The sequence below is a fragment of the Anaerolineales bacterium genome, assembly GCA_015075625.1.
In the GTDB taxonomy this organism is placed as follows: domain Bacteria; phylum Chloroflexota; class Anaerolineae; order Aggregatilineales; family UBA2796; genus UBA2796.
Genome location: JABTTZ010000001.1, coordinates 86,285 through 99,239 on the forward strand (window position 1 = coordinate 86,285; position 12,955 = coordinate 99,239).

At 55.4% G+C, this 12,955-nt stretch carries 6 protein-coding genes, 1 tRNA gene and 2 pseudogenes; 7 read left to right on the plus strand and 2 right to left on the minus strand.

Annotation, left to right across the window (positions count from 1 at the left end; translation table 11 throughout):
- The first annotated feature begins 77 nt into the window (after positions 1–77).
- The 7 genes and pseudogenes from HS103_00385 (at position 78) to HS103_00415 (ending at position 11,837) form a co-directional block, all read left to right on the plus strand.
- The gene (locus HS103_00385) at positions 78–3,572 is read left to right on the plus strand and encodes a DUF3883 domain-containing protein (protein ID MBE7511259.1); all 3,495 of its coding nucleotides are present in this window, start codon (positions 78–80) and stop codon (positions 3,570–3,572) included.
- Entirely contained in the window at positions 3,572–3,820 is a 249-nt protein-coding gene (locus HS103_00390; protein ID MBE7511260.1) for a hypothetical protein, read from the plus strand. Before HS103_00385 ends, HS103_00390 begins: the two co-directional genes overlap by 1 nt.
- Positions 3,820–4,242, plus strand: coding sequence for a type II toxin-antitoxin system VapC family toxin (locus HS103_00395; GenBank protein ID MBE7511261.1), 423 nt, complete (start codon positions 3,820–3,822; stop codon positions 4,240–4,242). The genes HS103_00390 and HS103_00395 overlap by 1 nt, the downstream gene beginning before the upstream one ends.
- A gap of 9 nt (positions 4,243–4,251) precedes the next feature.
- Positions 4,252–4,809 (plus strand): annotated as a pseudogene (locus HS103_00400) (DUF1156 domain-containing protein).
- Between the two features lie 102 nt (positions 4,810–4,911).
- Positions 4,912–5,229, plus strand: a pseudogene (locus HS103_00405) (endonuclease domain-containing protein).
- A 2,736-nt stretch (positions 5,230–7,965) separates the two neighbouring features.
- A complete protein-coding gene (locus HS103_00410; GenBank protein MBE7511262.1) occupies positions 7,966–8,529 on the plus strand; it encodes a transposase in 564 nt (187 codons plus the stop codon).
- Positions 8,530–8,540: 11 nt separating this feature from the next.
- Positions 8,541–11,837 (plus strand): ATP-binding protein, encoded by a 3,297-nt coding sequence (locus tag HS103_00415; GenBank protein ID MBE7511263.1) that lies wholly within the window; start codon positions 8,541–8,543, stop codon positions 11,835–11,837.
- A 48-nt stretch (positions 11,838–11,885) separates the two neighbouring features.
- On the opposite strand, the gene HS103_00420 is transcribed toward HS103_00415, so the two are convergent.
- Positions 11,886–11,960, minus strand: a tRNA-Gln gene (locus tag HS103_00420).
- 67 nt (positions 11,961–12,027) lie between these two features.
- Positions 12,028–12,861: an SMP-30/gluconolactonase/LRE family protein gene (locus HS103_00425; GenBank protein MBE7511264.1), complete on the minus strand. Its 834-nt coding sequence runs from the start codon at positions 12,859–12,861 to the stop codon at positions 12,028–12,030.
- Between the last annotated feature and the right edge of the window lie 94 nt (positions 12,862–12,955).

The window sequence follows — 12,955 nt, forward strand, 5'->3', positions numbered from 1 at the left end:
ACGTCAACGCTACCCAACACGGGGCAACCATGTTGTGGTATAGGGGTCAACAGCCAAAGTAGATTGAAGAGATACCTATGGCTCAACTCGAACAGTTGCAACGCAGTATTCAGGTAAACGGTATTGTCCCACAACAAACAGTCACTCTGATTGATGTGGAGTGGAGCGGCTTGAATGCCGTGACGGTGGTCTATCGTCGCAGTGATGGCAAAGTGGGCGATACGCTACTCTATCGGGAAAATGAAGCGGAACTGGAGATTGTCCAAGCCGAACGGCTCTGGGCGTTCGACGTGGATGGGGCGCGGCTGCGTCTGGTTTCGGAAGCCTATCGCATTCACCTCGCTCATCTGTTTGATCCGATTCTGGCTGTCCATACCTCGTTGATTGAGCCACTACCGCACCAGATCACCGCTGTGTACGACGAAATGCTCACCCGCCAACCGCTGCGCTTTTTGCTGGCAGATGATCCCGGTGCCGGTAAGACCATCATGGCAGGATTATTGGTGCGTGAGTTGGTCGTGCGCGGGGACGTGCGGCGCTGCCTGATCTGCACGCCGGGCAGCCTAACCGAACAGTGGCAAGATGAACTCTGGGCGAAATTTCAGCTTGATTTCACGATCATGACCCGTGACATGGCGGAAACCTCGCGGAGCGGAAATCCCTTTGCCGATCACGACCTCGTGATTGTCCGGCTCGACCAGTTAAGCCGCAGTGACGAATTGCAGGCGAGACTTCAACAAACCGATTGGGATTTGGTGATCTGCGACGAAGCTCATAAGATGTCAGCATCGTTCTTCGGCGGCGATCTGAAGGAGACGAAGCGCTACCGGCTGGGAAAGCTGTTGGGCAAAGTGACGCGCCACTTCTTGCTAATGACCGCCACACCGCATAACGGTAAGGAAGAAGATTTCCAGTTGTTCCTCGCGCTGCTGGATGCAGATCGCTTCGAGGGGCGTTTCCGCGATGGGGTGCATCAGGTGGATGCCTCCGACCTGATGCGGCGCATGGTCAAGGAGAAGTTGCTGAAGTTCGACGGCAAGCCCTTATTTCCAGAGCGCAAAGCCTACACGGTCAATTACACGCTCTCGCCCGAAGAAGATGTGCTGTATGAGGCGGTGACAGAATACGTCCGCCAGGAATTCAACCGGGCAGAACAGCTTGAAAACGATGGGCGTAAAGGAACAGTCGGTTTCGCGCTGACCATTCTCCAGCGGCGGCTGGCATCGTCGCCGGAAGCCATCTACCAATCGCTGAAACGCCGCCGCGAACGTCTGGAAAAGCGCTTGAAAGAAATTCAGCTAACCCGCCAGCAAATTGTTACGAATGAGTCCGTTTATGATGCTGATTACTGGGACGATTTTGAGGACGCACCGGATGCGGAAATCGAAGCTCTCGAAGCCGAGTTGATAGACAGTGCCACCGCTGCCCGAACGGTAGAAGAACTCGAAACGGAAATCATCAGCCTTCGCGATCTTGAAACGCAGGCGCTGCGTGTGCGGCGCAGTGGTCATGACCGCAAGTGGAACGAACTGCTCAAGCTGCTGCAAGACACACCGGAAATGCAGCGCTTACAAGGCGGACAACGCAAGCTGGTGATCTTCACCGAACACCGCGACACCTTGAATTACCTGCTGAATCGGCTGTCTACCCAGATTGGACGCGCCGAAGCGATTGTCACCATTCATGGAGGTATCCGGCGTGAAGACCGCCGTGATGTGGAAGACCGCTTTCGCAATGATCCTGACGTGTTGATCCTTCTGGCGACGGATGCGGCGGGCGAGGGCATCAACCTGCAACGCGCACACCTAATGGTCAACTACGATTTGCCCTGGAATCCGAACCGCCTTGAGCAGCGTTTTGGGCGTATTCACCGCATTGGACAGGCCGAGGTTTGCCATCTGTGGAATCTCGTTGCTGGCGAAACCCGCGAGGGCGCGGTTTACCAACGTTTGCTCAAGAAGTTGGAGGCTGAACGTCATGCGCTGGATGGGCAGGTCTTTGACGTACTGGGGAAGCTGTTTCAGGAGACACCGCTGCGAAAATTGCTGGTGGATGCGGTGCGCTATGGCGACGATCCAGCGGTTCGCGCCCGTTTAGAACAGGCGGTAGATAACGCCACAGACCGTGAACGGGTACGCGATCTGCTGGAACACCAATCGCTGGTGACGAACAGTATGGATGTCAGCCAAGTTATGCGCATCCGCGAAGAGATGGAACGGGCAGCAGCTCGCCGCTTGCAGCCGTTCTACATCAAAGCCTATTTCTTACAGGCATTTGAATACTTTGGCGGCACGATCCATGAGCGCGAAAGCGGGCGTTACACGATTAACAATGTGCCCGCCATCATCCGCAACCATGCGAAGGAACGCGGATTCGGCGCTGTTTTGCCCAAATATGAGCGCATCTGTTTTGAGAAAGCGTTGATTCATCTGCCGGACAAGCTACCAGCGACCTTTGTCTGTCCCGGGCACCCGCTGCTCGATGCGACGATCAGCCTGATGCTGGTACGCGAACGAGACACCCTCAAACATGGCGGGATATTGGTCGATGAAACCGACCCCGGTCAGACGCTGCGCATCCTGTTCTACTTGGAGCAGGCAATTCAGGATGCCACGCCGATGAAGTCCGGTGAACAGCGCACCATCTCCCGCGAAGTCCATTTTGTGGAGATTGACAGCGCGGGTAACGTGCGCGAAGCCGGAGGCGCACCGTATTTGGACTATCGCCCATCTACGCCTGATGAAATGGCGCAGATTAGGCATCTGCTCGACCACGATTGGTTGAAGGGTGAGAACCTCGAACGCCGTGCGGCAGATTATGCTGTCGAACATCTCGTCCCGCCCCATCTGAAACGGGTACAAGCGCGGCGACTTGAACTGATCGACAAAACCGAGGCGGCGGTGCGGGAACGCCTGACGAAAGAAATCAACTATTGGGATGCGCGTACTAATGAACTCCGCGCCCAAGAGCAAGCGGGAAAAATGAATGCCAGAGTGAACAGCGCACGCGCTCAGGAACGGGCAGAACGGCTGGCGGAGCGCCTGGAACAGCGTAAGATGCAGCTTGCACAGGAGCGCCAGATTTCCGCCGCGCGGCCCATCGTCGTCGGTGGGGCATTGATTATCCCGATTGGCTTGCTGCTGGGTGAGAACACACCGCCGGAAATTCTTGATCGCCGCATCACCGAGCAAATCGCCATGCGTGCCGTGATGGACGCCGAAGTTGCGCTGGGAAATCATCCCCGTGATGTGAGCGCCCAGAATCTTGGCTATGACATCGAAAGCCGTGACGGGCAGACCGGACGGCTCCGATTCATCGAAGTAAAAGGGCGACGCGCCGGTGCAGAGACCGTCACCCTCACGTATAATGAATTGTATCGAGCGTTGAACAGTCCCGAAGCCTTCATACTGGCGCTGGTGGAGGTTGAATCCGTAGGGGCAACACGTGAGTTGCCCGCAGGCAAACAGCCGCGATATGTGCGAAACTATCCGTTCCGCGAACCCGATCCGCTGGCATTCAGCGTCAATTTCAATCTCAGAGAACTGCTGAGTATGAGTGAGGAGCCGAACTGATGGCAACTATTGCGAACATGACATTCGATGACTTGAAGCAGCTTATTCTCGATCTGATGGAGGAGCGTCGCTTAAGCTATTTATTTGGCGATTTCGATATGGACGAAAGTGATCTCGCTATTGAGGATGAGCCGGACAACCGCACTCTGGAAGAAGTGTTTGCTTCGGTAGAACAAAACCGCTGGACACCACCAGCCGGATCGCCAACGCCGACGGAAATGCTGCGCCAGAACCGGGATGAACACTGATGCTCTATATCGTGGATGCCAGCGTCGTCGCTGAATTTCTCATCACCGGACCGCACACCCCAAACGCCCAGGCGTTTTTCAAAGGCGCGCTGAACGGCGATCTCTTCACTGTACCTGAACTGGCGCTGAGTGAATGTACCAACGTCATCTGGCAGGCGGTGCGTTTTCGAGGGATGCCGTCCGCGCAGGCGCTTCAGGCACTACGTGATCTCAAAGCCCTGCCGTTGAAACGCGCGCCGACCAAAGCCGTGTTAGGCACCGCGCTGGCAATTGGATTGAAGCACAACCTGGCGATCTACGACTCGCTGTACATTGCCCTGGCGCTGCGAAGCAAGAATGCTTTCGTGACCCTCGATGCCAAGCAAATCCGTGCAGCTACAGCCGAAGGTGTGACCGTAATCCCCATCACGAATTTCAAGTAGAGAAAACCTATGACCCCCCGCAAAAAACTGATCGAGGTGGCGCTGCCACTGGAAGCCATCAATATCGCTAGCGCCCGCGAAAAATCGATCCGGCACGGACACCCCTCCACGCTGCATCTGTGGTGGGCGCGACGACCTTTAGCCGCTGCTCGTGCGGTGATTTTTGCCTCGCTGGTCGATGATCCTGACGATCCCGGCGCGCTGCCCGCCTTTGTCGATGCCTGCAAAATATTGGACGGCAAAGCGTTCGGCTATGAGAACAAAAATGTCCATGCCAATGGCGATACGCCGCGTATGCGCCTGTTTGACTTCATGGAGCGCTTAGTCCAGTGGGAAAGCACGACGAACGAGGCGATCCTAAACAAAGCCCGCCAGTTGATTCAGATTGCCACCGAAGGCAACCCCCCACCGCTGCTTGATCCCTTTGCTGGCGGTGGCAGTATTCCACTGGAAGCGCAGCGACTCGGTCTCGAAGCACACGCCAGCGACCTGAATCCTGTTGCGGTAATGATTAACAAGGCGCAGATTGAAATCCCCCCACGTTTTGCCAACATGCCGCCGGTGAACCGGCGAGGTCAGGCTGACCTGTTTGCCCCCACCCCTAGCCCCTCCCCCATTGAGAGGGAGGGGAATGATCGGTGGGAGATTTCGCCGGAATTGGAACGGCGTATGCAAGCAGTGGCGCGTGAACTTAGGAAGAACCCAACCCGCGCTGAAAAACGACTGTGGGAAGCCATTCGGAAAAATCAGATAGATGGGCGTAAATTCCGGCGGCAGGTTGCCATCGGCGCATTTGTCATGGATTTTTATTGCTCTTCGGAGCGCCTCGCTGTCGAGGTTGATGGTCCCATTCATGATAACCAGCAGGAAGCGGATAGGGTGCGTCAGGAATTGATCGAATCCCTTGGCATTCGTTTTGTGCGCCTGACCAACGACGAGATAGAGCGCAACTTGCAAGCGTCTGTCGCCAAAATCCGCGCGGCGTTCTTCCCCCACCCTCAATCCCTCCCCCACCCTCAATCCCTCCCCCAAAATGAGGGAGGGAAGCCTAATCTCCCCTCCCCCCCTGTGGAGTTTCTCCCCTCCCTCCCTGGGGGGGAGGGGTCGGGGGTGGGGGGGCAAGACACCACCTATCGCGGCGCAGCCGGACTCGCCGCCGATGTGCGTTATTACGGTGAATGGATGCGCGAAAGGGCATGGGAAAGAATTGGGCATCTGTACCCGACGCATAACGGCGAAACGGTGATCGCGTGGCTGTGGGCGCGGACGGTGAAATGTCCAAATCCGGCATGTGGCGCACAAATGCCTTTAGTAAGCACATTCGAACTGAGCAAGAAACCAAAACGAAAAGCATGGATTGAACCCGTCATCGATAAAGTTACAAAAACAGTTCAGTTTAATGTTCGGATGGGTGAAGGAAAAGCTCCAGAGGCATCTAAAGTTGGGCGCGGCGCAAAATTTCGATGTCTTGTCTGTGGTGAAACTGCGCCAGATCAGCATATCAAAGATGAAGGTATGGCAAATCGCACGGGTAGTCAATTGATGGCAGTTGTTACTGAGGGCACAAATGGACGTAATTATTACAGTCCAACGCCTCAACAAGAGGCAATTGCAAATCAAGCGCAACCCCAAGATTATCCAACGGCAGCATTACCTTACGAGCCGCGTGCAATCTGGTGCACCCTCTATGGATTAGACACATTTGACAAACTCTTCACCCCGCGCCAACTCGTCGCTTTGACCACCTTCAGCGATCTTGTGCATGAGGCACGCGCCCAAGTCCACGCCGATGCGCTTGCCGCCGGACTGCCGGACGACGGCATCCCCCTGCGCGACGGTGGGCGCGGCGCGCTGGCATATGCGGAGGCGGTTGGGGTGTATTTGGCGTTTGCGGTGGATAGAAGCGTAAATTACGGGTCTGCCGTTTGCTCATGGGATAATAGTCCCAAGATGGAAGGGGTACGAAACACTTTTGCTCGTCAGGCAATTCCAATGATATGGGATTTCGCAGAGGGCAACCCTTTCAGCGCATCCAGTGGAAATTATCTAAATAACGTTAATTGGGTGGCAAATGCAATAACCTTTCTCTCGTGTGTTATGGGTGGCAGAGTACGGCAGGTAGATGCATCCCATTTGACTTCTGACATTAAAGTTCTTTCCACCGATCCACCCTATTATGACAACATCGGTTACGCGGACTTATCCGATTTTTTCTATGTGTGGATGCGTAAAGCCCTGAAAGATACCTATCCCGACCTGTTCAGCACGATGCTTGTCCCCAAAGCGCCGGAACTGATCGCCAGTCCCTACCGTCACGGCGGGAGCAAAGAGGCGGCAAACGCCCATTTTGAAGGCGGGATGCTCCAGACGTTCTCCAATATCCGCCGTTTTGCCTCGCCCGCTTATCCGCTGACGGTCTATTACGCCTTCAAACAGCAAAATTCCGAGGCGGCGGACGATGATGATGGTGGGGGCATGGGTCGTAGGGGCATGATGCATCATGCCCCTACGGATACCGATGGCATCCCCGATGACGAGAACGCCAATGACGCCCCGGCGCAACTACAAAGCTCCACCGGCTGGGAGACGATGCTCAGCAGTCTCATTGAGGCGGGCTTTAGCATTGATGGCACATGGCCCATACGAACTGAGTTGAGCAACCGCATGCTTGGTTCAGGGACAAACGTCCTCGCCTCGTCCATCGTCCTTGTTTGCCGCCCGCGCCCAGAGGATGCACCGACCACCAGCCGCCGCGCCTTCCTCGATGCACTGCGCCGTGAGCTGCCCGCCGCGCTTAAAGAGATGCAATCGGGCAACATCGCCCCCGTTGACCTCGCACAAGCGAGCATCGGTCCGGGCATGGCAATTTATTCCCGCTATGCCAAGGTGCTGGAAGCCGATGGTTCACCCATGAGTGTCCGCGCTGCGCTGGGGCTGATTAATCAGGAACTGGATGCCTATCTCGCCGAGCAGGACGGCGAGATTGACGCAGATACACGCTTTGCCGTGTCGTGGTTCGAGCAGTTCGGCTTCAACGAAGGCGAGTTTGGCTTGGCTGATGTGTTGGCGCGGGCGAAAAATACCAGCGTGGCAGGGGTTGAAACGGCGGGCGTCGTGCAATCTGGGCGCGGGAAGGTCAGGCTTATCCATTGGAAAGAGTACGATCCCGGCGCCTATGATCCGCAGTCTGACAAACGGGCGACGGTCTGGGAAGCGACCCACCATCTGATTGAACGGCTGAACAGTCACGGCGAAGAAGGGGCGGCGCGGCTCATGAACCGGATGAATCGGGACGTTCTGGGCGAGGCGCGTAATCTCGCCTATCGGCTGTACAATATTTGCGAACGGAAAGGGTGGGCAGACCATGCGCGGGATTACAACACGTTGGTCATTCAGTGGGTGGGTGTCGCCGAACGTGGGGCGGGGATCCGGCGGGCAGAGGACGCGAATCTCAACACCCACCAAAATACATTATTCGATCTGTAGGGGCATGATGCATCATGCCCCAACGTCGCTGCCGGATCATCCTGCGATAACGGCAATCCACGATGCCCAACCATGTGCATGGGATAATCGTCATGGTGGATATGATGGTGGGGGCATGGCATTGGTGTTGGGGCATGGCATGTTGGGGCATGATGCATCATGCCCCTACGTCGTTGCCGGATCATGCCGCGATAACGGCAATCCGCGATGCCCAATCATATCCAATGGGGTTAATCGATGAATACCAACCATCATCGTCGTTCTATCCGCCTGAAACATTACGATTATGCCCAAAACGGGGCGTATTTCGTCACAATCTGTACGCATGAACGGCGGTGTTTCTTTGGAACAATACGTGATGGGGAAATGATGGTCAATGCATGGGGGCAGATTGTGATCGAGGAATGGGAACAAACGGCGATTTTACGCCCCAATGTGGCATTGGATGCGTTTGTGGTTATGCCCAATCATGTGCATGGGATAATCGTCATGGTGGATGATGGTAGGGGCATGATGCATCATGCCCCTACGGATCATGCCCCTACACAACCGCCCGATCATGCCCCGCCCAAACGTGAATTTTCCAAGCCGATTGCACAATCGTTGTCCACGATTATTGGGACATTCAAAGCGGCCGTCACCCGCCGCATCAACCGTCTGCCAAACGCATCCGGTCATTCCATCTGGCAGCGCAACTATTACGAACACATCATCCGCAATGACGACGACCTGATCCGCATTCGAGAATACATCGAAACGAATCCATCTCGGTGGCAGCAAGACAGCCTGTTTTCAAACTAAGAGGATTTATCATGGCGAAAAGCAATCGTGACCGCATTGGGGACATCATGGACACGCTCAAGGGTGGGCTTGGTCGCTTCGTTGTCGATGAATACCGCAGTGTCTACAAAGACGCCTTTGCCCACGAAATCGATGCGGTGTTGACGACGAGTGCCTATGAACTCCCCCGCAGTGCCTTCAACAGCCTCGACGCGCTGATCGGGCAGCTCGACATTCACAACCTTCTCAAATTAATCTGGCAGCGTTGGAATGATGTTTTTCGCCTAAAACTTGGGCAATCGGAACGTAATTATGTCAGCGAATTGATGACAGCCCGCAACGACTGGGCGCACCAAAAAGCCTTTGACAACGACACCGCCTACCGCATTGCCGATACAGCCGCTCGGCTGCTTCAAGGGGTTGGCGCCGTGAGAGAGGCAAACCATACCCGCGAAATTGCTACGGAACTGCTGCGCCTTCGTTTTGATGCGGAGGCAAAACAAGCCGTAAGAGCAACGGAGGAAGTCCCCGTGATTCGCACCACACCAGCCGGATTGCGTCCCTGGCGGCTGGTGGTCACACCGCATCCTGATGTTGCCAGCGGGCGCTACATCTTGGCGGATTTCGTTGCCAATATCGCTGATGTGAAAGCAGGAAAGGCCGCCTCTGAATATGGCGATCCGCACGAGTTCTTTCGCCGCACCTACCTCACCGAAGGGCTGCTATCACTGCTGGTGGCAGCCGTCCGGCGCTTGAGCGGTCAGGGCGGCGATCCAGTCGTGCAGCTTCAAACGGCATTCGGCGGCGGTAAAACGCACAGCCTGTTAGCGCTCTACCACCTGTTTAGCGGTGCCATTGGGTTTTCCGAAATCCCGGGCGGTGAACACATTCTCAAAGAGGTGGGACAGATTGACGACAGAATCACGGCGAATCGCGTTGTCATTGTGGGGACGGCATTCAGTGCGACAGAACCGCGTGTCTATGCGGACGTAACCACCCATACGATGTGGGGCGATATTGCCTATCAATTGGGCGGCGCAAACGCCTACAAAGTGATTGAAAATGCCGATCTGACCGCCGTTGCCCCTGGCTCCGATACGTTGGTCACACTGCTGGAGGATTACGGACCGGCGCTGATCATGATCGATGAGTTGGTCGCCTTTGCCCGTAATTTACCGCTCACCACAGCAGAGCGCATCGCGGCAGGTACATTCGACTCCACGATGACCTTTTTTCAGAATCTCACCGAAGCGGTCAAACGGTCTAGCGATTCGATGCTGCTGGTGTCCATTCCCGAATCTGAAAATGAGATCGGCGGTGAACTGGGCAAACAGGCGCTGGACACCCTTGCCAAAACGATTGGACGGATGGAGTCTATCTGGAAACCAGTGACGGCAATCGAGAGCTTTGAGATTGTGCGCCGCCGCCTGTTCACGACTGAGATCGACTATCCGGCACGCGATGCGGTGGTCAATGCCTTCACCGAAATGTATCGCACAAACAAAGGTGAATTCCCCTCCGGCGCATCTGAAGCTGGCTATGCCATCCGTATGAAGTCTGCCTACCCTATTCACCCAGAGTTGTTTGATCGGTTGTACCAAGATTGGTCAACCTTGGATCGCTTTCAGCGCACACGCGGCGTGCTGCGCCTTATGGCAACGGTCATTCACAAACTTTGGCAAGACAATGACCAATCGCTGCTGATTATGCCAGCGAGCATTCCGCTGTGGGCATCGGGTGTTCGCAACGAAATGCTGCGTTACCTGCCGGAGACGTGGCCCGCCATTGTTGATGCAGACATTGACGGCGATGATGCCAAACCCTTCCAACTGGACAAGAGCGTGCCTACTATCGGTAAATATATGGCGAGTCGGCGCATGGCACGGAGCATCTTCGTGGGTTCTGCGCCTTCCGTAGCGGGGCAGACGGTTCGTGGGGTAGAAGAAGTGAGAATTCGTCTGGCAACGGTGCAGCCGGGGGAACCGCTGCCTGTTTTCAATGACGCCCTTCACCGCATGAGCCAGCAGTTGACCTACCTTTACACTGATGGCAGCCGCTACTGGTATGACACCCGCCCAACCGTCAATCGTATGGCGCAAGATCGGGCGCAGAACATCAATCCTGATTGGGTCTATCAGGAGGCGATTGACCGTCTGCGTGGGGTGAAATACCGCCGCGAGGATTTTTCTGCCGCACACATCGCCCCTCAGAGTTCTGGGGATGTGGCTGACGAATGGCGAACACGGGTGGTCGTCCTTGACCCGAACTATAGTCACAAAAAAGGCAATGGTGGCTCGGAAGCGCAGCGTGCCGCGCAGGAAATCCTTGAAAATCGCGGGAGTTCGCCCCGTCTCTATCGTAATATGCTGGTATTCATTGCCCCTGATGCCAATGACGCTGAGGCATGGGAGAAGGCGCTGCGCGAATATCTGGCATGGAAGTCTATTAAAGACGAAGCTGAACCGCTCAACCTGGATGCTCAACAGCGTAAGCAGGTCGATGCCAACTGCAAACGCACCGAGGAAACACTGCTCGTTCGGTTGCAGGAAACCTATAGCTGGCTGATTGTTCCTGTGCAGCCTGAGCCAACGGGACCGATTGACTATCAGGCACATCGCATTGCAGGGCAAGACAGCTTTTATGATCGGGCTGCTCAGAAACTGCGCCAGAGCGAAATGCTCATCCCGCGCTGGTCGCCGGATAATTTACGCATGGAGCTTGACCGTTATCTATGGCGCGACCAGCCGCATCTGGGACTGAAGCAGCTTTGGGAGTATCTTGCTCGCTACTGTTATCTGCCCCGGCTTTACAATGAGGAAGTACTGCTGGGAGCCGTAAGGGATGGTGTCGCCCGCCCCGATGCACCGTTCGGCTATGCGACGATGGTGAGCTTAGACGGGGTCTATAAAGGTCTCGCTTTCGGTCAGCCAACATCGAGTGTTTATTTCGATGAGAACGCCGTACTAGTGCGCCCTGAAATCGCTCAAAAACAGATTGATAGCCAGAAACAGCAAACTATACAGCCGTTAACCACCCCTTCTTCTGAACGTTCCCAAGCACCCAGTGTATCCTCCACACCGCCAAAACCGAGGCTGACAACACGCTTTCACGGGACGGTTTCACTTAACCCGCAGCGCATCAACAAAGATATGGGGACAATTGTGGAGGAGATCATCCAACGTCTCACCAGCCTGACGGGTACAGATGTTGAAATCACCCTTGAAATCAGCGCCGAACGCTCTGCCGGATTCGAGGATGCAACAATCCGAACGATCAACGAGAACAGCCGCACGTTGAAGTTCAAGAGTCACGGCTTTGAGGGAGAGTAGAGGGTGAACGCGCAGAGGCGGCGCAGCTTACGCCGCCTCTGTATGTGTTGGCTGGGGGACCAGGACTCGAACCTAGAACAACAGGGCCAGAACCTGACGTTTTGCCGATTAAACTATCCCCCAAGATACGCTAAGTGTATCATGGGAGCGGCGGCTGAACAAGGGTCGGATGCTGATCCGACTATTTCCCTTACGGAAAGACCACCCGCACAAGCTCATAGGCTTCTGGCTGCGGGTTTTCGGAAAGATGCGCCCACAGCGCGTAGACCTCCCCATCGCGGTAGGCAACCGTCGTCGCGGGATGTTTTTTCGCCTCGCCCGTCATCGTCGCTGTTGCCCACGCATCATCACTTTCCAAGCGAATTACCCGCCCACTAGAAACGCCGATCAGCACCCCCTCAGGCGTCAAAATCAGCCCATCAAAGCGTTCAGCTTGCCGAAGGGTTACCTCGGTGACAACGGGCGCTGCCTCCAAAGTAATCTTGTAAAGTTTCCCGCCTCCAGCAAGGGCAACTAAGAGATACCCATCAGGGTGAGCAACGATTCCGTTCAACCCCAAAAAGGGATTTTGGAAGCGAGCATCTTTCACAAACAAAGACGCCTCTCCATTGGGGGTTACCTTGTAAATATGGGGTTGGGTCGAGTCCGTGACGTAGGCGTTTCCCTCCCCATCAACGGCGACATCGTTGGCAAAGTGGCGCGATTCCCCGCCAATTTTCGTCAGATCAACGAGGTGCAGCCGTTCGCCCGTCTTTAAATCATAGATGCCGAGGGCGATTTTTGTTTTTGCTAAGGGATTGGTGAACGCCTCCCGTTCCGAACTGCATACCAGCAGGCGTCCCCCTTTGGCGTCAACCTCAATGCCAACGGCGACTTTCACTGCATCATCCTCTACCAGTGGAGTGGCTACCCCCTCATCGGTGATGGCATAAACCTTGCCATTTCCCAATGAGCCAACGAGGAACTGTCCGGCGGCGGCATCCCATTCAACGCCTTCCGGGTTCAAATCCGGCTGGCGAATCATAATCAGATCAGGGTATTTATTGCAGTACCCTCACTGGTTGGGCTGCAACCAGCCTTCTTACAAGAAGGACGGGCATCGTTCGTTTACCCCTTGA

Coding starts and splice junctions, on each gene's coding strand:
- HS103_00385 (MBE7511259.1), top strand. CDS start 78: ATGGCTCAACTCGAACAGTTGCAACGCAGTATTCAGGTAAACGGTATT.
- HS103_00390 (MBE7511260.1), top strand. CDS start 3,572: ATGGCAACTATTGCGAACATGACATTCGATGACTTGAAGCAGCTTATT.
- HS103_00395 (MBE7511261.1), top strand. CDS start 3,820: ATGCTCTATATCGTGGATGCCAGCGTCGTCGCTGAATTTCTCATCACC.
- HS103_00410 (MBE7511262.1), top strand. CDS start 7,966: ATGAATACCAACCATCATCGTCGTTCTATCCGCCTGAAACATTACGAT.
- HS103_00415 (MBE7511263.1), top strand. CDS start 8,541: ATGGCGAAAAGCAATCGTGACCGCATTGGGGACATCATGGACACGCTC.
- HS103_00425 (MBE7511264.1), bottom strand. CDS start 12,861: ATGATTCGCCAGCCGGATTTGAACCCGGAAGGCGTTGAATGGGATGCC.